The sequence below is a fragment of the Rhodanobacter sp. C05 genome (assembly GCF_002001165.1).
Classification (GTDB): domain Bacteria; phylum Pseudomonadota; class Gammaproteobacteria; order Xanthomonadales; family Rhodanobacteraceae; genus Rhodanobacter.
In genome coordinates, this window is sequence record NZ_MUNQ01000005.1 from 51,513 (window position 1) to 69,625 (window position 18,113).

An 18,113-nucleotide genomic window follows, 5' to 3' on the forward strand; every position below is an offset into this window, starting at 1 on the left:
ACACGGGGGAGGAAGTGCAGCCGCCGCAGTTTACGCGCCCAAAAGCGAAGGGCGCCATGCGGCGCCCTCCGATGTCACATCGTGCTTATCTGACATTCCGTTGGCATCAACGCGGCTCGATGGTGAATTTGCCCACCGAGACACCCAGGTTGACGCCCTCGCCCGTCCCGGCCAGCGCCAGTGAGGTGGTGCCCTTGGTCAATACCTGCGCCTGGGAACTCTTGACCACGCCAGCCTCGGCACCAGCCTGTGCATAGTCGCCGAAGACTTCGCGAATGCCATGCACGTTGCTGATCTCGCCCTTGCCGTCGTTGATTCGATATTTGCCAGCGGTAATGCCACCACCGACCACGCTGATCTTGACGTTGGCGCTCTGTCCGTTGTCGCAGCGGATCGTGCCATTGCCCTCGGCATGCTTGTAGATCAGCGACCAGCCGGCAAGGTTGAACCTGAGATGGCACTGCACCATTGCTTCGTCTGCGTGCGCACTGGAAACCGGCAGCACGGTAGTCGCGGTCGCACAAGCCAGCACCAGGGCGGCCATTCCTAAAGTACGTTTGATCATGATCATCTCCTTGAATGAGTTCTGCCAACACAGAGTCGAACATGCTTCCCTTAAGAGGCTCGGCACGCCGCTGTGTGGTGGAGACAGCGTGTGCACCGCGGCGTGACAGCGGTGTGCACAAGCATGACTTCCGTTCAGGTTGCCAGCCTTGATGATTCGATAACAGCCCCCCGCGCAGACTGTCGCCGATCCCGATTCAAAGCACGACCCAGGCTTGTGACGCGCGGAAAACACTGTCTAGACTCGACATGACTCCGATGCCGGAGTGCAGCGAAGGAAACCCATGGTCAAGTATTCATTGGTAGGTTACGACGGCTCCGACGCATCCCGGCGCGCGTTTCAATTCGCGATCGACCTGATTCGCTGCAGTGGAGGCCGCGTGCGCGTAGTGTCGGTGTTGCAGGTCACCGAGGGCGGCGCCGATGCTTCTACCCTGATGATGGCGGACTCCGGTACACAGCGCGCCCGGGAACTGCTGGAGGAATTGACCGCGATCGTGCCCGATGCCGCCAGTCTGGTCGATGTCGAGCTGACCTATGGCAGCCCGGGCGATGTGTTGCTGGGCCAGATCGCGTTGCATGGCATCGACCACATCGTGATCGGCCACACCGAGCGCGGCGCGCTGGCACGCTGGCTGCTTGGTTCGGTATCCAACAACGTGCTGGCACGTGCCCACGTACCGGTGACGGTCGTGCGCTGAGACATGCCGGCGAATCCGCGGACGGCAAGTCGGCGCAGGTTAATCCTCCACCGGCGTGAAGCACTATCCTGTGGCATTTCTCGTCATGCGACGGCGGCTCTCATGCCTGTCGTCCAACCCAAACCACACAGGACGTCCGCTTGAGTTATTCCCACGCCCTGCCCTGGAGTCTGGACAATCTGGATCTCAGCCGTATCGATGTCGCGCGCGTGCGCCACGATGAGGATCTGTTCTTTCTGTTGTGCAGTTCGTCGTTCGTCGAAAGCGGCTCGGATCTGTACACACAGAACCTGATCGATCATTTTGCCGGCGACCAGGAATTGCAGACCTGGCTGCGCCAGCACTGGGAGCATGAGGAACTGCAGCACGGTCGCGCGCTGACTGCCTATGTCCGCCGCGTCTGGCCGGAGTTCGACTGGGAGCGTGGCTTCAATGCGTTCTGGAACGAATACGGTGCGGTGTGCACCGCTGAGCAGCTCGAATCCTGCCGTGGACTGGAACTGGCCGCCCGCTGCGTGGTGGAAACCGGCACCGCCAGTCTGTACCGCGCACTGCACGAGCTCACTGACGAGCCCGTGCTGAAACAGTTGACCAATCACATCAAGAGCGACGAAGTGCGCCACTACAAGCACTTCTACCAGCACTATCGGCTATACCGCGAGCGCGAAGGTTTCGGCCGCTACAAGGTGTTCCGCGCAATCCTGCGCCGGGTCAACGAAATCAAGAGCGAGGACAGCAACATCGCCTTGCGCCATGTATTCAACCAGTGCTATCCGCAGCATCAGGGCAACGAAACGGAATTCCGCCGCATCAGCGAGCGGGCGCAGGGTCTGTTGCGCCGGCATATCTCGGCCACCATGACCGTGAAGATGCTGCTCAAGCCGCTGGACCTGCCGACACGGCTGCAGAATGCGCTGGAAAAGCCACTGGCGCGGATCAGCGGCAAGCTGTTCCTGCACTGAGCTCATCGGTCGGTGCCATGGCATGTCCCAGGCAGACGATTCGCGGCCAATGGATTGAGGTTTCAGTTGCCATTCGAGGGTGGCGCAGCGTCGGCATGATCACGGGCCATGACGTCGGCATGGCGCTGAGCCCCCTTTTCCAGCTTGAAGCGTGCCAGATCCACCGGTCGAATCTGCTTGATCGCGCAGGGGAGATAGCCGCGCGTCGTCAGCACCTTGTCGAAGCCCACGGAGACTTCACCGGCAAAGGAGGTGAACCCGACACTGTTGGTAACGGTCAGGCCGCTGCAAGGCCAGGTATCCAGCAGGAACGCGCGCGTGGGCCGCGTATAGACCACCAGTTGGGTATCGCTGAGCGGCTCCCATGAGTCGATCGACGCCCCCGGCACCAGCCGAAAGCTGCGCACGGGCGCACCGGCCGCCGCCGTGTAGGCGGCTTCACGCCGCTGCATGTCTTGCGCAGACGGTGCGCTGGCGCAGGCGGCCAGCAAACCGGCCAGCAGGCAACCGATCAATGGCAAATATGACTTGGTCATGCCCGCGGTCTCCGTGGAATCAAGCCTGCCGACGCAACGTATCGATCAGGCAAACGAATCATTGAGCGCCAGAAGCCGCCTCACGCGGCTTTTCGTCGATCTTGCGCTGGGCCTGCTGCGCGGCCCGCAAACGACCCACATCGATCGGACGGATCTGCGTGATGGTGCAAGGGTATCCGTTCCGTCCAGTCAGCACGCGATCGAAACGCACCGATACATCATGGAAGCTGGAGGTCAATCCAATCGCATTCGCAAACGTCAAGTTTGGACAGCCGTCCACATCAAGCAGCCAAGCTTGGTTGGGCCGGGCATAGACTGCCAGCTGCTGGTCGCTCAATGCCTCCCACGAATACAGCGGGCTGAAGAAATGAAAACTGCGCACTGGCGCACCGGCCGCTGCCGCGTATTCCGCCTGGCGCTGGCTCTGTCGCTGGGCATAGGGCACGCTGGAGCAGCCAGCGAGCACGCCAGCGGCGAGCAGCCCGGATAATAGATGCATGGATTTCATGGCGATGCCCTCCATCGTGGATAAGGTTGATAACGCATCACTTGGCGACAGGCATACAGCGGCTTACTTCTTTTTGTCCTTGCCGGGGCTGACCCACTTGGTCGGATCAAAGCCGCCGACTTCGTAGACCAGGGTCTGTTTCTTCTCGCCGGCGGCGAAGGTCACATCCAGGCTGATCTTCTTCGCCTTCTGCAACATGCTGATGAAGCCCCTGTCGTCGATCATCATCAGCGCCGGCTCGCCGGTCGGTGGCGCAAATACCTTGATGTGCGCCGGCTTGCCATCCACCGTGGCAGTCAGCGTGCAGTTGCCGTGGCAGATGAAACCGGGCTTGCTGCCGTACAGAAACACACTCTGGCCCCAGCTGGTATGCCGGCGCAGCACCAGTTGCACCTGCTCCCTGCCTGACGGCTGACCGCTGACGATGGTGGCAGTGGACTGCGTGCCACCAGCCATCGGCGACACCTGGTACAGCCACAGCGCGGCCAGCCGGTTCTTTTCGCTGTTCTCCTTCCAGCGCTGCTCGATCGCGGGCAGGCTCTGCTGCACTTCCTTCGCTGCCGCGCTGCCCGGGTAGTGATCGAGGATGTCGTGACCCATAGTCACCGTCATCTCGTCATTCTTGATGCGCAGCAGCTGCTGATAGGTATCCAGCTTCCTCGCCGCATCGGCATCCTGTGCCTGTTGCTGCGACTGCGCCAATGAGACAGCAGGTTGGCCACCTTGCGGCGAGCAACCAGCGAGCAACCAGCCAGCACACAGCAGTACCAGACCGGAGCGATGGAATGACGGTTTCATCGGCAAGGCATCCATGAGGGAACAAGTACCTAGAGTGGAACGAGCCGGCAGCATCACGCAACTGCGCGGATTTCACACGGTGCCGACGACCACCTCGCCAAACCGCTCGCGCAGCTGCATCCGATAACGGCGACTGCATGGAATCTTCGCTCCATCGCGAAGCTGCAGGCGCGCGTCGCCGCTCTCCAAAGGCTCGATCTCGGCGAGGTAATCCAGATTCACGAAATAGCTGCGGTGCACCCGCACGAAACGGACGGGATCCAGCCGCTCCTCGATCCCGGCCATGGTGGCGCGCAACGGATAATCGCGGCCTCGCACATGCAGGTTCACGTAATTGCCGGAGGCCTGCAGCCACTCGACCTCACGCGCATTGATCAGAAACTCCCTGCCCAGCTTGCGCACCAGGAAACGCTCAGGCCGTTCCACCGGCTCCACCGGCGGCCCTTCGTCCGGTGCGACCAGCAGCCGCGCCTCGCCCTGCATGCGCAACTGCCATAACCGGTACAACGCCAGCATGGCGATGATCGAGAAATAGGTGCGCACGTCCTTGAGGTATTCGTAACCGAAATTGAACCACCACGGGCCAAAATCGTAATGCTGGCCTGCGATGGTGTAGGCCAGTTTGCGCAGTGCAACCATGCCGCTGACGTGAGCTAGGCTGAACGGCACACTGACCAGCAGATGCAGCGGCAGGCTTCGCCTCCACGTATCAAAGCGGAATGGCCAGCGCCGCTCAGCGGCAATCACTGCCGGCAGCAGGGCCAGAAACACCAGTGCGCTGCTCCATTCCCACGACCACGGCTGCCACGCTGGCTGGGCGGCATGGTCGATCGCCGACGTCACGCTGTTGAACGACGCATTCAATGCGTACAGCACCAACCAGAAACTGACCTCGAATGGTCGCCGCCAGCGCTGGAAGTCCCGGTATTCGAAAGTCGCGTGATTCGTCATGCGGCAATTCTACGGGCAACGCTGCCGATTGCTCCGGGCTTCGTCCCCAGCTGCCCACCGTTCGTCACTATCCCGCGTCCATCAGTCACTTGGCGCAAGACGGCGGGGCCACAGCGCATGAGCATGACGGCACTTTCCACCGGAATTCCCACATGACTCGCCGCCATGATATCGACGTGCTACGCGTACTCGCCTTTGGCCTGCTGATCCTCTATCACGCCGGGATGCTCTACGTGGCACCGGTGGCTGACTGGCAAGGCCTGCCGCTGCACAGTCACTATCTCGCTACGTGGCTGCAATACCCGATGCTGTTCGTGAATCGCTGGCGGATGGAACTGCTGTTCCTGATCTCGGGGCTGGCGGTGCATTTCATGCGCGGCAGGATCGGGCTAGCCGGGCTGGCGTGGAAGCGCACGCTGCGCCTGCTGCTGCCGCTGGCGTTCGGCATGCTGGTGGTGATCCCGATCCAGTCTTACGTGGGTGGGCTGACCGACCACATGATCGCGCCGGGCTTCGGGGCATTCCTGCTGCACTACTGGACACACAGCTACAAGGATTACGGGCTGACCTGGGCACACCTGTGGTACCTGCCCTACCTGTGGCTCTTCACGACGCTGCTGTTGCCGTTGTTGCCGCTGCTGGAATCGCGCCTCGGCCAGCGCCTGCGCGCGGGTTGCCTGCGGCTGCGTGGCGCGAGCGTGCTGGTGCATCCTGTGCTGCCGCTGTTCGCGTATGGCTTGCTGCTGTCCTGGCGCTATCCGGAAACGCATGCGCTGGTCGGCGACTGGTACGCGCTGGCGCTCTACGCCACGATGTTTTTCTACGGTTACCTGCTGGGTACTGACAGCGGCCTGTGGGCGGAATTGTCGCGCCTGCGTCACGTCACACTGGCGCTTGCGCTGGCCTGCTTCGCGGCGTACCAAGGCCTCGACCGGTTCGCGGGCCAGTTCATCCATGCCCACGCGGCGTTGGTCGTAGTCAAGTTGCTCGTGGTCTGGCTGCACTACAGCTACACCTGGATCGCGATCACCGCTGTACTCGGCTGGGGCCATGCACTGCTCAACCGCCCGTTCCGCTGGCTGCCGTATGCGCGCGAAGCGGTGTACCCGTGGTACATGCTGCATCAGAGTCTGTTGCTGCTGTTCGCCTGGCAGTTGTTGCCGCTGGGGCTGGGGCCGATGGCCGAGCCGACGCTGATCCTGCTCGGCACGATCGGCGGCTGTGCACTGCTGCATGAGTTCGTGATCCGGCGTGTGCGCTGGCTGCGACCATTGTTCGGCCTGGATGCGTTGCGCTCCAAGACTGCAGCGATGGCTGCACCGCCGCGACTGGCCGAGGATCTTGCCTGAACTCAGCTCTCGCCGATCATGCTCATATCGAGGTGTTCGACCCGCATGACCTGATCCAGCCAGACCTGCTGACTCCACTCCGGCACATCGGGGCGCCGCAACTGCACGCGGGCGTTGATGCCTTCGCGCTCGTGGGCATCGCGAAACAGCTGCACGTTCGGCCGCTTGTTGACCACGCCATCGCAGCTGCTGCCGTCCTTCATGACCAGCACCACGTGGCCATGGATTGGCAGTTGGTCAATCAGTGATTCAAGCTGCCGGACGCTGGCCCGGTCGGTATAGACACGTTCTGCCTGGCTGTCCATGGACTCGCTCCGAACGACCCAATGGATTCGAACGCTAGTCGGCAAAATGGCAACGCGATGTCAATTTGCCCGTCTACAAGCTGAACGATGTGCATGATCTCCGGCACTTTGCCGACGTCGGTGGTGACCCGATAATGGGTGACCCCAAGGACACCCGATGTCATCCAACACCACGTCGGCGGCGGATTCGCTGCTGCAGCATCGCGCCTTTGTCGCATTCTGGTTCGCCCGGATCGCCTCCAGCTTCGGCTTCCAGATGCTGTCGGTGGCGGTCGGCTGGCAGATCTATGCGACCACCGGTCGCGCGTTCGATCTGGGCCTGATTGGACTGGTGCAGTTCGTGCCGTCGGTACTGCTGGCACTGCCGGCCGGGCATGTCGCCGACCAGTTTGAGCGCCGCCGCATCGTGCTGATCGGGCAGATCGTCGAATGGCTGGCGATCGTTGTACTCGCTGCGCTCACCCTGACCCGGCACGTCCACGAGATCGGCATCCTCGCGCTGGTGTTCGTGATCGGCGTGGCCAAGGCATTCGAGTTTCCCTCCTTGCAGTCGATGCTGCCTGCGCTGGTGCCGGCGTCGATCCTGCCGCGCGCGATGGCGGTGAATGCATCGGCTGGCCAGGCAGCGATGATCATGGGCCCGGCGCTGGGTGGCCTGCTCTATGTGGCGGGGCCTGGTGTGGTCTATGTGGTAGCCGCCGTGCTGTATCTGGTCGCCGCCACGCTGATGAGCCGGCTGCGTTACGAACAGGCGCCGCCCAAACGCGAGCCGGCCACGCTGAAGACACTGTTCGCCGGCGTGCATTTCATCCGCGAGCGCAAGGACGTGCTGGGCGTGATCTCGCTGGACCTGTTCGCCGTGCTGCTCGGCGGCGCCACCGCACTCCTGCCGATCTTCGCCAAGGACATCCTGCACACTGGTCCGTGGGGACTGGGCCTGTTGCGCGCGGCGCCGGCGGTGGGCGCGTTGCTGATGTCGCTATGGCTGGCGCGGCACAACCTGCAGCGTCGGGTCGGCCCGATCATGTTTGCGGCCGTGGCCGGCTTCGGCGTGGCCACCTTGGTATTCGCGCTTTCCACCACGCTATGGCTGTCGCTGCTCGCGCTGTTCGCGCTGGGTGCGTTCGACATGGTCAGCATGGTGATTCGCAGTTCGCTGGTGCAGCTCGATACGCCCGATGACATGCGCGGGCGGGTCAGCGCGGTCAATGCCATCTTCATCAATACCTCCAACCAGCTCGGCGAGTTCGAGTCAGGCATGCTGGCCGCGTGGCTGGGTGCGGTGAACGCTACGGTACTCGGTGGCATCGGTACACTGCTGGTGGTCGGGCTGTGGATGACGATGTTCCCGACCCTGCGTCGGCGGCAGCGTCTGCAAGTCGAATCTGCTGCGCCGGACGAGCCTGCAGCAGCTACTCTTTGATGCCTGATCCCGGCGGGAGACACCGGACTGTGATGTCTCCTCGGAAGCTGAAAGTCATGGAGCCGCAACGTGATCATCACCTCGCCAACCGAATTCCTTGAAGCCTTCGCCACGCTGGCACCCTTGCCGAGCGCCGCTGCCACTGCGCGCGCGGCATACCTGGTCGCGCCCGCCGAGTTCACGCTGGCAGCGGAATCGGCGCGCGACAATCGCTACATGGACATGAACCTCACAGTCGATCCGCTGAAGGCGCTGGCTCAGCACAGCGCGCTGGCGCAGGCGCTGCGCGCGGATCTTCCGGTAATCACCTTTCCCGGCAACCCGGCCACGCCTGATGCGGTGTTCCCGAACAATGTGTTCGCCACCGCGCCAGGCCGGCTGATCATCGGCCGCATGCGGCACGCGGTACGTCAGCGCGAGGCGGATCGCCACGACATCCGTGAATTCTTCGGCGACGTGCTGGGCTACGACGAGATCGACCTGTCCGGCTGCGCTGACCTGGTCGCCGAACTCACCGGCTCGCTGATCATCGATCGTGCGCGCGGGATCGGCTACTGCGGCCTCAGCGAACGTTGCGACCTGGCCGGCGCACAGGCTATGCACAAGGCGTTCGGGCTGCGCCTGACGTTCTGTTTCGAGCTGGCCGAATCGGAATACCACACCAATGTAGTGCTGACCCTGCTGGCCAGCCGCGCGGCAATGATCGCCGCCGACGGCTTCCGCGACCCGGCGGTGCCGCAGGCGATTGCCAAGGCCTACGGCAACCGCGCGATCTGGCTGACCCCGGCGCAAAAGCAGGCGTACGCCGGCAACGCGATCACCTTGTCCGACCAGCGTGTCTGGATGAGCGCCTGCGCCGCCCATGCGCTCACCGACGATCAGCGCGAGACACTCGCAGATTACGGCTTCGCGCTCGGTGCCGTGGATTTGAGCGAGATCGAGAAGGCCGGCGGCAGTCTGCGCTGCTGTGTGGGTGAGATTTACTGACCTCTCATGTCTTGCCATGCAGGAGTGCACCCTGTGTACGATGGCTCTCGATTTCGTTATCGCAAAAGCAATTCGCGCACAGGGTGCGCTCCTGCCGTTCCTCACACCACCGGAGCGCCACATGATCACCGTCCACCATCTGAACAACTCGCGCTCGCAGCGCATCCTGTGGCTGCTGGAAGAACTCGGCGTACCGTACGAGATCAAGCGCTACCAGCGCGATCCGAAAACCATGCTGGCGCCGCCGGAACTGCGCGCGGTGCATCCGCTGGGCAAGTCGCCGGTGATCACCGATGGTGAGGTCACGCTGGCCGAATCGGGCGCGATCATCGAATACCTCGTCGAGCGCTACGGCCAGGGGCGCCTGCTGCCGCCCGCAGGTACGCCCGAGCGGCTGCGTTGCAACTACTGGCTGCATTACGCCGAAGGTTCGGCGATGCCGCCGCTGCTGCTGAAGTTGGTGTTTCGCCGGGTCGAAACCGCGCCAGCGCCGTTCTTCGTGAAGCCGATCGCCAAAGGCATCGCGCATAAAGTGATGAGCAGCTTCGTCGATCCACAGCTGAAGCTGCATCTGGATTACCTGGAAGGCGAGCTGGGCAAGAGCGAGTGGTTTGCCGGCAACGAGTTCAGTGCAGCTGACATCCAGCTGAGCTTTCCGCTGGAAGCCTTCGCGGCACGCGGTGGGCTGGATGCCAGCTACCCGCGATTGATGGCTTTCCTGCAGCGTATCCATGCACGGCCAGCGTATCAGCGCGCGCTGCAGAACGGCGGCGAATACCATCTCGGCGGTTGATTCCGTACTCCATAGCTGAACGGACGACGGCACCCGCTGCCGTTGTCTACGCACTGCTCACGACATCGCTGGCAACCTGTCACTTCAGATGCCGAGGAGAAGACTGATGCGCAATCGTGATATCGAGCGACAGATCCGCGACGCTGGCGAACAGGCCGGCGAACGCGTGCGTCATTACGCCGATGGTGCCGCCAGCAGCGCACAGAACCTGTTCGATCGCGGTCGCAGCCTGGGCGAACGTTTCGGCAAGCGCGGCAACCACTACAGCCAGCGGCTGACCAACGCGGCCGAGGATTTCGCCGACGAGGCGAATTATCACTACCGCCGCTTGCGCCGTCAGGTGAACCGCCATCCGACGGCCAGCGTGGCGATTGTCGCCGGCACGATCGGCGCGTTCCTGTTGCTGCGTCATGTATTCCGCAGCCGCGACGACGAATGAGCCACTCGCTTGCTGCCGCTTGAATGACGAAGGGCCGGATGCATGCATCCGGCCCTTGCATGACGCCGTTGCGGCACGAACTTACCTGACCGCTTCGATGTTGACCTCCACGCGTCGATTTGGTGCGAGGCAGTCACGCAGTCTTTCACCCGAAAGCTGTCGGCACACGGCCACCGGATCGGCATCTCCGCGACCCTCGGTGCTGATCAGACTGCCGTCCACGCCATGGCCGACCAGATAGTCGCGCACCGCATTGGCGCGCTTCAGCGAAAGATCGTTGTTGTCGGCCCGGTTGCCGATGCGGTCGGTGTAGCCAACCAGGCTCACCGAACGGATCCTGCCGGTATCACGCAGTTCGTCCACCAGCCGGTCCAGCTGACTGCGGCCACGGTTGGTCAGGCTGTCGATGTCGGACCTGCCGAAGGCGAACAACGCATCCGCCGACAGCCTCTCGTGCCTGCTCTCGACCATCGGTGGTGCCGGTGCTGGCGGTGGTGCCGGCATTACCACCATCGGTCTGGCCACCATGCCTGGACACTGACAACCGGCCAACGACAGCACGGCCATGCCAGCCACCGTGATCGCGCCCATACGGATCGTCTTGTTCATAGTCACCGTCCTCCAAGTGCTCGGATGCTCTGTAGGAAACGCTGGCGACAGCCATGGAGCCCGCATGATCCCGTCAGTGCGCGGAGAGACCATGTGGGTACGCCGTGTGCGACGCCATCTGCAACCATGCCACGGCCCCCATGACGGGCAGATAACTCCCGAAGAGCCCGTCACGAGGAAAGTTTTCGGGACCGCAGCGTATGTCTGCAAGGCGTCTCTCTCCGGCCACTGCTAAGCTGGATTTTGTGTACCAGCCTGGCTGGCCCCATGCCTTCAAAAGACATTGCGTTCCATCACCCCGTGGCGTTCTGGCTGGGCTGCGCCGCCGTGATCGCGGGCGTGCTGGCGCACCTGCCGATGCTGGCGATGGCCGCGCCGATGCATTACCACCTTGCCGGCATGCCGATGGACAACATGATGCGGGTTGGCATGGCGCTGGTCCCGTTCGGCGTATTGCTGGCCGGTTATGGCCTGATGCCGCGGATGGAACAGATGCGGCGCACACTGCACGCCGACCGCAGTCCGCTGCCGTTTCATATCGCCGACGGCGTACCGCTCAATCGCGAGCACTGGAAGCTGGTGACCGTGCTGACCATCGCGCTGGCGGTGGACGTGATGAAGCCGGCAACGATCGGCTTCGTGATGCCGGGCATGTCGGCTGAATACGGGATCAGCACCTCGACCGGCGGCCTGCTGGCGCTGTCGGCGCTGACGGGTACGACGGTCGGCTCGGTCGTGTGGGGCCGGCTCGGCGATCTGTTTGGCCGTCGCTCCACCATCCTGCTGTCGGCACTGATGTTCATGGGTACCTCGATCTGTGGCGCGATGCCTGCATTCGGCTGGAACCTGCTGATGTGTTTCATGATGGGTGCCGCCGCCGGCGGCATGCTGCCAATCACGTTCACCCTGATGGCCGAGACCATTCCAACTGCACATCGCGGCTGGCTGCTGGTGGCACTGGGCGGCATCGGCACCTCGGCGGGTTACCTGCTGGCCTCGGGCGCAGCAACGCTGTTCGAGCCGACCTACAGCTGGCGCGCATTGTGGCTGCTCAACCTGCCCACCGGCGCGTTGATCGTCCTTCTCAACCGCTACATTCCCGAATCACCGCGCTTTCTTGCCCTGGCCGGCCTGGAGGATCAGGCACGCGCGGTGCTGCAGAAATTTTCGGGCGGTGCCGTGCCGATGATTCCGGATGCGCACCACACCCAGGACGCTGCCGGAGCGCAACCGCATGAGCCGGCACGGATCGGCATGCGCCGCCTTTTGCGTGGTCGGCACGCACCGATCACCTGGGGCTTGATGATGTGCGCGATCGCCTGGGGCCTGGTGAACTTCGGCTTCCTGCTCTGGCTGCCGGCGAACCTGGTCAAGCTGGGTATCGATGCACACGCCAGCAGCGCGCTGCTGGCCCGTTCCGCGATCCTCGCGCTGCCTGGCATCGGCATGGTCGTGTGGTTCTACCAGCGCTGGAGCAGCATCCGCACGCTGGTACTTTTCATCGGATTGACCGCGCTTGCATTGTTGTTCTTTTTTGCGATCGACCTGACCGATATACGCGTCGCCTCGATTACCACGGTGGGCACCGTGGCGTTGCTGTTGAGCATCAGCGGGGTGATCGCCACCCTGATTCCCTATGCGGCGGAAATCTATCCGGTGCATCTACGCAGCAGCGGTGCCGGCCTGATTGCCGGCAGTTCGAAATTCGGCGGCATCCTGGGCGCGGCGCTGGGTGTGCTTGGCCTGTTTGATCATTTCATGCTGTCGGCCCTGCTGATCGCACTGCCGATGGCCGTGGCCGGCTGGATGCTCGCGCGCGGCGGCATCGAGACGCGCGGTCACGGACTGGAAGCGATCCAGGACGCGCTGGCCGAATAGCGCATATCGAAAAGCCGCCATCCGGCGGCTTTTCGAATCGGCTTGGCATGTGCCCGAACGACGGGCTCGCAGACTTCAAACCGTCTGCGGATTCGGCTTGTCCGGATCGAGCTTGTATTCCTTGATCGCGCGGCTGACGTCCTTGGCGTTGACCTTGCCATCCTTCGCCAGCGCGGCCAGCGCAGCATGCGCGATCCAGTAGCGATCGACCTCGAAGAACTCGCGCAGGTGCGCACGCGTGTCCGAACGACCGAAGCCATCGGTGCCCAGCACCGTATAGCGCATGCCATCGGGCATGAACGCGCGAATCTGGTCGGCGAATTCGCGCACGTAGTCGGTGGCGGCGATCGCCGGACCCTGACGACCGTCGAGCAGACCGGTGACATATGGCACGCGCTGTTCGGCTTCCGGATGCAAACGATTCCAGCGCTCGGCATCGAAGCCATCGCGACGCAGCTCGATGAAGCTGGGGCACGACCAGATGTCGGACTTCACGCCGAAATCCTTCTCCAGCAGTTCGGCTGCCGCGATCACTTCGCGCAGGATCGTGCCCGAACCGAGCAGCTGCACGCGCGGCTCGCCCTTCTTCGGCTTGCCGCCATCCTTGAACAAATACATGCCCTTGATGATGCCGTCCTCGACACCTTGCGGCAGGTCGGGATGGCTGTAGTTCTCGTTCATCACGGTGATGTAGTAGTAGATGTCCTCCTGCTCCTGCATCATCCGGCGCGTGCCGTCCTGCAGGACTACCGCGACCTCATAGGAGAACGTGGGGTCATACGACTTCACGTTCGGGATCGTGCCGGACATCAGGTGCGAATGGCCGTCCTCGTGCTGCAGACCCTCGCCATTGAGCGTGGTGCGACCGGCGGTACCGCCGATCAGGAAGCCGCGCGAGCGCATGTCGCCAGCAGCCCAGCACAGGTCGCCGATGCGCTGGAAGCCGAACATCGAGTAGTAGATGAAGAACGGCAGCATCGCCTGGTTGCTGATGCTGTAGCTGGTAGCTGCAGCCATCCAAGAGGCCATGCCGCCGGCTTCGCTGATGCCCTGCTGCAGCACCTGGCCCTTCTGGTCCTCGCGGTAGTACAGCAGCTGGTCGGAATCCTGCGGCTTGTACTTCTGGCCGAACGGCGCATAGATGCCGATCTGGCGGAACATGCCTTCCATGCCGAACGTGCGCGCCTCGTCGGCGACGATCGGCACCACGCGCTCGCCCAGCTGCTTGTCGCGCAGCAGCAGGTTGATGCCTCGCACCAGCGCCATCGTGGTCGAGATCTCACGCTCGCCGGTGCCTTTGGTGATCTGCTCGAACGCAGCCAGCTCCGGCGTCTTCAGCTTCGCCTCGGCCTTGCGCCGGCGCTGCGGCAGGAAGCCGCCGAGCGCCTGGCGTCGCTCCAGCATGTACTGCACTTCCGGCGAATCCTTGCCCGGGTTGTAATACGGCACATCCTTGAGCTTGTCGTCGCTGATCGGAATCTGGAAACGATCGCGGAAATGCCGCACCGCCTCCTCGTCCAGCTTCTTCTGCTGGTGGGTCGGGTTCTGCGACTCGCCGGCTGCGCCCATGCCGTAACCCTTCACGGTCTTGGCCAGGATCACCGTCGGCATGCCCTTGGTGTTCGAGGCCGCGTGGTAGGCCGCATAGACCTTGTGCGGATCGTGACCACCGCGATTCAGCCGCCAGATGTCGTCGTCACTCAAGTTGGCGACCATCTCGCGCGTCTCCGGATACTTGCCGAAGAAATGCTCGCGCGTGTACGCGCCGCCGAACGCCTTGCACGCCTGGTATTCGCCATCCAGCGTTTCCATCATCAGCTTGCGCAGCACGCCCTTGGTGTCGCGTGCGAGGAGCGGATCCCAGTAGCTGCCCCAGACCAGCTTGAGCGCATTCCAGCCGGCACCACGGAACACGCCTTCCAGCTCCTGGATGATCTTGCCGTTGCCACGGACCGGGCCGTCCAGACGCTGCAGGTTGCAGTTGATCACGAAGATCAGGTTGTCCAGGCCTTCGCGACCAGCCAGCGAGATCGCACCGAGCGACTCCGGCTCGTCCGTCTCGCCGTCGCCGAGGAAGCACCAGATCTTGCGGTCGCTCTTTGGCACCAGACCGCGATGTTCCAGGTACTTGAAGAACTGCGCCTGGTAGATCGCCTGGATCGGGCCCAGGCCCATCGATACCGTCGGCACCTGCCAGTAATCCGGCATCAGCCACGGATGCGGATACGACGACAATGCGCGACCCTTGCCGACCACTTCCATGCGGAACAGGTCGAGTTGATCCTCGGCCAGACGGCCTTCGAGGAACGAGCGCGCGTAGATGCCGGGGCTGGAATGACCCTGATGGAATACCAGGTCACCGGGATGGTCGGCGCTCGGCGCTCGCCAGAAATGGTTGAAGCCGACGTCGTACAGCGTGGCGCTCGAAGCGAAGCTCGCAATGTGGCCGCCCAGTTCGCCTGGCTTGCGATTCGCGCGCACCACCATCGCCATCGCGTTCCAGCGGATCAGCGTGCGGATGCGCCATTCCATCGCGGCATCGCCGGGCATCTTCGCCTCGTTGCCGGGCGCGATGCTGTTGACGTATTCGGTAGTCGGGTCGAATGGCAGGTAACCACCGGAACGACGGGTGGTATCCACCATCCGCTCCAGCAGGAAGTGCGCGCGCTCGGTACCGTCGTGCTGGATCACCGCGTCGAGCGAATCCATCCACTCCCGGGTTTCGGTAGGGTCGATGTCCTGGTTGAGGATATCGTCGAGCTGATCCATGAAGATTCTCCGCGGCACCATTGCGGCGCCTGACTTGAGTGGGGCACCCGCCACCGGGGATTGCGACGGGTCAGCCCTTGAGTTTAGCCGCCGCAGCGCACCGGAGCCACCGGATGTCCATGCGCCCGCGCACGGCGGGAATGCCACGCCGCCATGCACGGCGCGGCAGAAGCTGTCAGCTGCGCCCGCCCTGCTCGGCGCGAATCTGCGCATCCACCGCGGCGATCGCCGTCATGTTGACCACACGACGCGCACTGGAAGCCGGCGTGAGGATGTGTGCCGGTTTGTCCACACCCATCAGGATCGGGCCAATCGCCACGCCATCGGTCATCACCCGCACCATGTTGTAGGTGATGTTGGCACTGTCGAGGTTGGGCATCACGAACAAGTTGGCGCGGCCGCTCAGCGTGGTGTTGGGGAACATCCGGTGACGCAACGCATCATCCCACGCGGTGTCGGCCTGCATTTCACCGTCCATTTCCAGCCTGGGCATGCGCGTCTTCAGGATCTGCCACACCTGGCGCATCTTCGCCGCGCTCGGGTTGTCATGGCTGCCGTAGTTCGAGTGCGACAACAGCGCCACCTTCGGCTCGATACCAAACAGCTTCAGCCGATAGCTGGCCTGCAGCGTGGCCTCGGCGATCTGCTCGGCGCTGGGATCGCACTGCACATGGGTGTCGAGGAAGAACCAGGCGCCCTTGTCGTTGATCACGCCGGTCATTGCCGAGGTGCACTGCACGCCCGGGTCGAGCCCGAACACACTGCGGATGTAACCCAGCTTCTTGTGATAACGACCGACCAGGCCGCAGATCATCGCGTCGGCTTCGCCGCGCTCGACCATCAGCGCCGAGATCAGCGTGGGGCGCGAGCGCAGCAGGTTCTTGGCCGCCGCCGGCGATACGCCACGGCGTTCGGTCAACGCGTGGTACTGCTGCCAGTAATCATTGAAGCGCGGATCGTCGTTGATGTTGGTGAGTTCAAAATCGACGCCGACGCGCATGCGCAGGCCGAGCCGCTGGATGCGCATCTCGATCACGTCCGGACGGCCGATCAGGATCGGGAATGCCAGCTTCTCGTCGATCACCGTCTGCACCGCGCGCAACACGGTCTCTTCTTCACCCTCGGCATATACCACGCGCTTGCGGTCGGCACGCGCGCGCTCGTACACCGGCTTCATCAGCAGGCCGGTGCGGTAGATGAACTGGCCAAGCTTTTCCCGGTACGCCTCCATGTCGGTGATCGGCCGGGTGGCCACGCCGGAATCCATAGCCGCCTGTGCCACCGCCGGTGCCAGCATCACCAGCAGGCGCGGATCGAACGGACGCGGGATCAGATAGTCCACACCGAAGGTCGGCACCTCGCCGCCGTAGGCGCCGGCGAGATCGCCTGCCTCCATCCGTGCCAGCCCGGCGATTGCACGCACGCAGGCAAGCTTCATCGCCTCGTTGATGCCGGTGGCACCCACATCCAGCGCGCCGCGGAAGATGTACGGGAAGCACAGCGCGTTGTTGACCTGGTTCGGGTAGTCCGAACGGCCGGTGGCGATGATGCAGTCCGGGCGCACCTGCTTCGCGTCCTCCGGCGAAATCTCCGGATTCGGATTGGCCAGCGCGAGGATGACTGGTTTGTCAGCCATCGTCGCAACCATCTCGGGTTTCAGCACGCCACCCGCCGAAAGACCGAGGAAGATGTCGCAGCCGGCCACGATCTCGGCCAGCGTGCGTTTGTCGGTATCGCGCGCATAGCGCTGCTTGTCCGGATCCATCTTGTCGCGACCGGTATACAGCACGCCTTCGCGGTCGTAGGCGAGGATGTGTTCCGGCTTCAGGCCCAGCGCCACCAGCATGTCGAGGCACGCGATGCCGGCGGCACCGGCGCCGGCAGTGGCCAGCTTCACGTCCTCGATCTTCTTGCCGACCACTTCCAGCGCGTTGAGCACCGCCGCGCCGACGATGATCGCGGTGCCGTGCTGGTCGTCGTGGAACACCGGGATCTTCATCCGCTCGCGCAGCTTGCGCTCGACGATGAAACACTCCGGCGCCTTGATGTCTTCCAGGTTGATGCCGCCGAAGGTCGGTTCCATCGAGGCGATGATGTCGACCAGCTTGTCCGGATCGCGCTCGTTCAATTCGATGTCGAACACGTCGATGCCGGCGAATTTCTGGAACAGCACGCCCTTGCCTTCCATCACCGGCTTGCCAGCCAGGGGACCGATGTCGCCCAGACCCAGCACCGCGGTGCCATTGGTGATCACCGCCACCAGGTTGCCGCGCGCGGTCATCTCGCTGGCCGCATTGGGGTCCGCGACGATCGCCTCGCAGGCATAGGCCACGCCGGGCGAATACGCCAGCGACAGATCGCGCTGGGTCAGCAACGAGGTGGTCGGGGTGACCTTGATTTTGCCGGGTCGCGGAAGACGATGATATTCAAGGGCGGCGTGGCGCAGATCTTCGGGGAGGGCCATGGGTGCGTTTTTATTGGGGGAGGGGCGGCGCCCGCAACAGGCGGCTGACCGCCTGTGATGTTAGCACCGGGGCGACC

The 18,113-nt window shown here is 63.3% G+C and carries 17 protein-coding genes; 8 read left to right on the forward strand and 9 right to left on the reverse strand.

All coding sequences use genetic code 11. The annotated features are described in order from the left end of the window. Positions 1-106 precede the first annotated feature (106 nt). A complete protein-coding gene (locus B0E51_RS00290; RefSeq protein ID WP_077443253.1) occupies positions 107-565 on the reverse strand; it encodes a hypothetical protein in 459 nt (152 codons plus the stop codon). 283 nt (positions 566-848) lie between these two features. On the opposite strand from B0E51_RS00290, the gene B0E51_RS00295 reads away from it, so the two are divergent. Together B0E51_RS00295 and B0E51_RS00300 are read left to right on the forward strand one after the other, a co-directional pair. Continuing rightward, the gene (locus tag B0E51_RS00295) at positions 849-1,265 is read left to right on the forward strand and encodes a universal stress protein (RefSeq protein ID WP_077442842.1); all 417 of its coding nucleotides are present in this window, start codon (positions 849-851) and stop codon (positions 1,263-1,265) included. 140 nt (positions 1,266-1,405) lie between these two features. Then, a complete protein-coding gene (locus tag B0E51_RS00300; protein ID WP_077442843.1) occupies positions 1,406-2,227 on the forward strand; it encodes a ferritin-like domain-containing protein in 822 nt (273 codons plus the stop codon). A gap of 62 nt (positions 2,228-2,289) precedes the next feature. Here B0E51_RS00300 and B0E51_RS00305 read toward each other — a convergent pair whose 3' ends face one another. The 4 genes from B0E51_RS00305 to B0E51_RS00320 all read right to left on the reverse strand — a co-directional run bounded on the left by B0E51_RS00305 (position 2,290) and on the right by B0E51_RS00320 (position 5,020). Beyond that, positions 2,290-2,763 carry a DUF6491 family protein gene (locus B0E51_RS00305; protein ID WP_077442844.1) on the reverse strand — a complete coding sequence of 158 codons (474 nt, stop codon included), beginning with the start codon at positions 2,761-2,763 and terminating at the stop codon, positions 2,290-2,292. 58 nt (positions 2,764-2,821) lie between these two features. Continuing rightward, the gene (locus B0E51_RS00310; protein WP_077443254.1) at positions 2,822-3,271 is read right to left on the reverse strand and encodes a DUF6491 family protein; all 450 of its coding nucleotides are present in this window, start codon (positions 3,269-3,271) and stop codon (positions 2,822-2,824) included. A 63-nt stretch (positions 3,272-3,334) separates the two neighbouring features. Beyond that, a complete protein-coding gene (locus B0E51_RS00315) occupies positions 3,335-4,069 on the reverse strand; it encodes a hypothetical protein (protein ID WP_077443255.1) in 735 nt (244 codons plus the stop codon). A 72-nt stretch (positions 4,070-4,141) separates the two neighbouring features. Beyond that, positions 4,142-5,020: a LytTR family DNA-binding domain-containing protein gene (locus B0E51_RS00320; RefSeq protein WP_077442845.1), complete on the reverse strand. Its 879-nt coding sequence runs from the start codon at positions 5,018-5,020 to the stop codon at positions 4,142-4,144. Positions 5,021-5,172: 152 nt separating this feature from the next. Here B0E51_RS00320 and B0E51_RS00325 point away from each other — a divergent pair, with 152 nt between their 5' ends. Further along, positions 5,173-6,369: an acyltransferase gene (locus tag B0E51_RS00325; RefSeq protein ID WP_077442846.1), complete on the forward strand. Its 1,197-nt coding sequence runs from the start codon at positions 5,173-5,175 to the stop codon at positions 6,367-6,369. 2 nt (positions 6,370-6,371) lie between these two features. On the opposite strand, the gene B0E51_RS00330 is transcribed toward B0E51_RS00325, so the two are convergent. Further along, a complete protein-coding gene (locus tag B0E51_RS00330) occupies positions 6,372-6,674 on the reverse strand; it encodes a DUF3247 family protein (RefSeq protein WP_077442847.1) in 303 nt (100 codons plus the stop codon). A gap of 157 nt (positions 6,675-6,831) precedes the next feature. Between B0E51_RS00330 and B0E51_RS00335 the strand changes: the two genes are divergently transcribed. From B0E51_RS00335 to B0E51_RS00350, 4 genes are all read left to right on the forward strand, one after another. Next, on the forward strand, positions 6,832-8,097 hold the full coding sequence (locus tag B0E51_RS00335) for an MFS transporter (protein ID WP_077442848.1): 1,266 nt from the start codon (positions 6,832-6,834) through the stop codon (positions 8,095-8,097). A gap of 69 nt (positions 8,098-8,166) precedes the next feature. Further along, positions 8,167-9,084 (forward strand): arginine deiminase-related protein, encoded by a 918-nt coding sequence (locus tag B0E51_RS00340; RefSeq protein ID WP_077442849.1) that lies wholly within the window; start codon positions 8,167-8,169, stop codon positions 9,082-9,084. Between the two features lie 121 nt (positions 9,085-9,205). Further along, a complete protein-coding gene (locus B0E51_RS00345) occupies positions 9,206-9,877 on the forward strand; it encodes a glutathione S-transferase (protein WP_077443256.1) in 672 nt (223 codons plus the stop codon). Positions 9,878-9,983: 106 nt separating this feature from the next. Then, positions 9,984-10,316 (forward strand): hypothetical protein, encoded by a 333-nt coding sequence (locus tag B0E51_RS00350; RefSeq protein WP_077442850.1) that lies wholly within the window; start codon positions 9,984-9,986, stop codon positions 10,314-10,316. A gap of 81 nt (positions 10,317-10,397) precedes the next feature. On the opposite strand, the gene B0E51_RS00355 is transcribed toward B0E51_RS00350, so the two are convergent. Continuing rightward, positions 10,398-10,925, reverse strand: coding sequence for an OmpA family protein (locus tag B0E51_RS00355; RefSeq protein ID WP_168172534.1), 528 nt, complete (start codon positions 10,923-10,925; stop codon positions 10,398-10,400). A 267-nt stretch (positions 10,926-11,192) separates the two neighbouring features. Between B0E51_RS00355 and B0E51_RS00360 the strand changes: the two genes are divergently transcribed. Further along, on the forward strand, positions 11,193-12,803 hold the full coding sequence (locus B0E51_RS00360; RefSeq protein WP_077442852.1) for an MFS transporter: 1,611 nt from the start codon (positions 11,193-11,195) through the stop codon (positions 12,801-12,803). Between the two features lie 75 nt (positions 12,804-12,878). Here the strand turns inward: B0E51_RS00360 and aceE are convergent, their stop codons facing one another. After that, positions 12,879-15,572: a pyruvate dehydrogenase (acetyl-transferring), homodimeric type gene (gene aceE, locus B0E51_RS00365; protein WP_077442853.1), complete on the reverse strand. Its 2,694-nt coding sequence runs from the start codon at positions 15,570-15,572 to the stop codon at positions 12,879-12,881. A gap of 175 nt (positions 15,573-15,747) precedes the next feature. Beyond that, a complete protein-coding gene (locus B0E51_RS00370; protein WP_077442854.1) occupies positions 15,748-18,036 on the reverse strand; it encodes an NADP-dependent malic enzyme in 2,289 nt (762 codons plus the stop codon). Between the last annotated feature and the right edge of the window lie 77 nt (positions 18,037-18,113).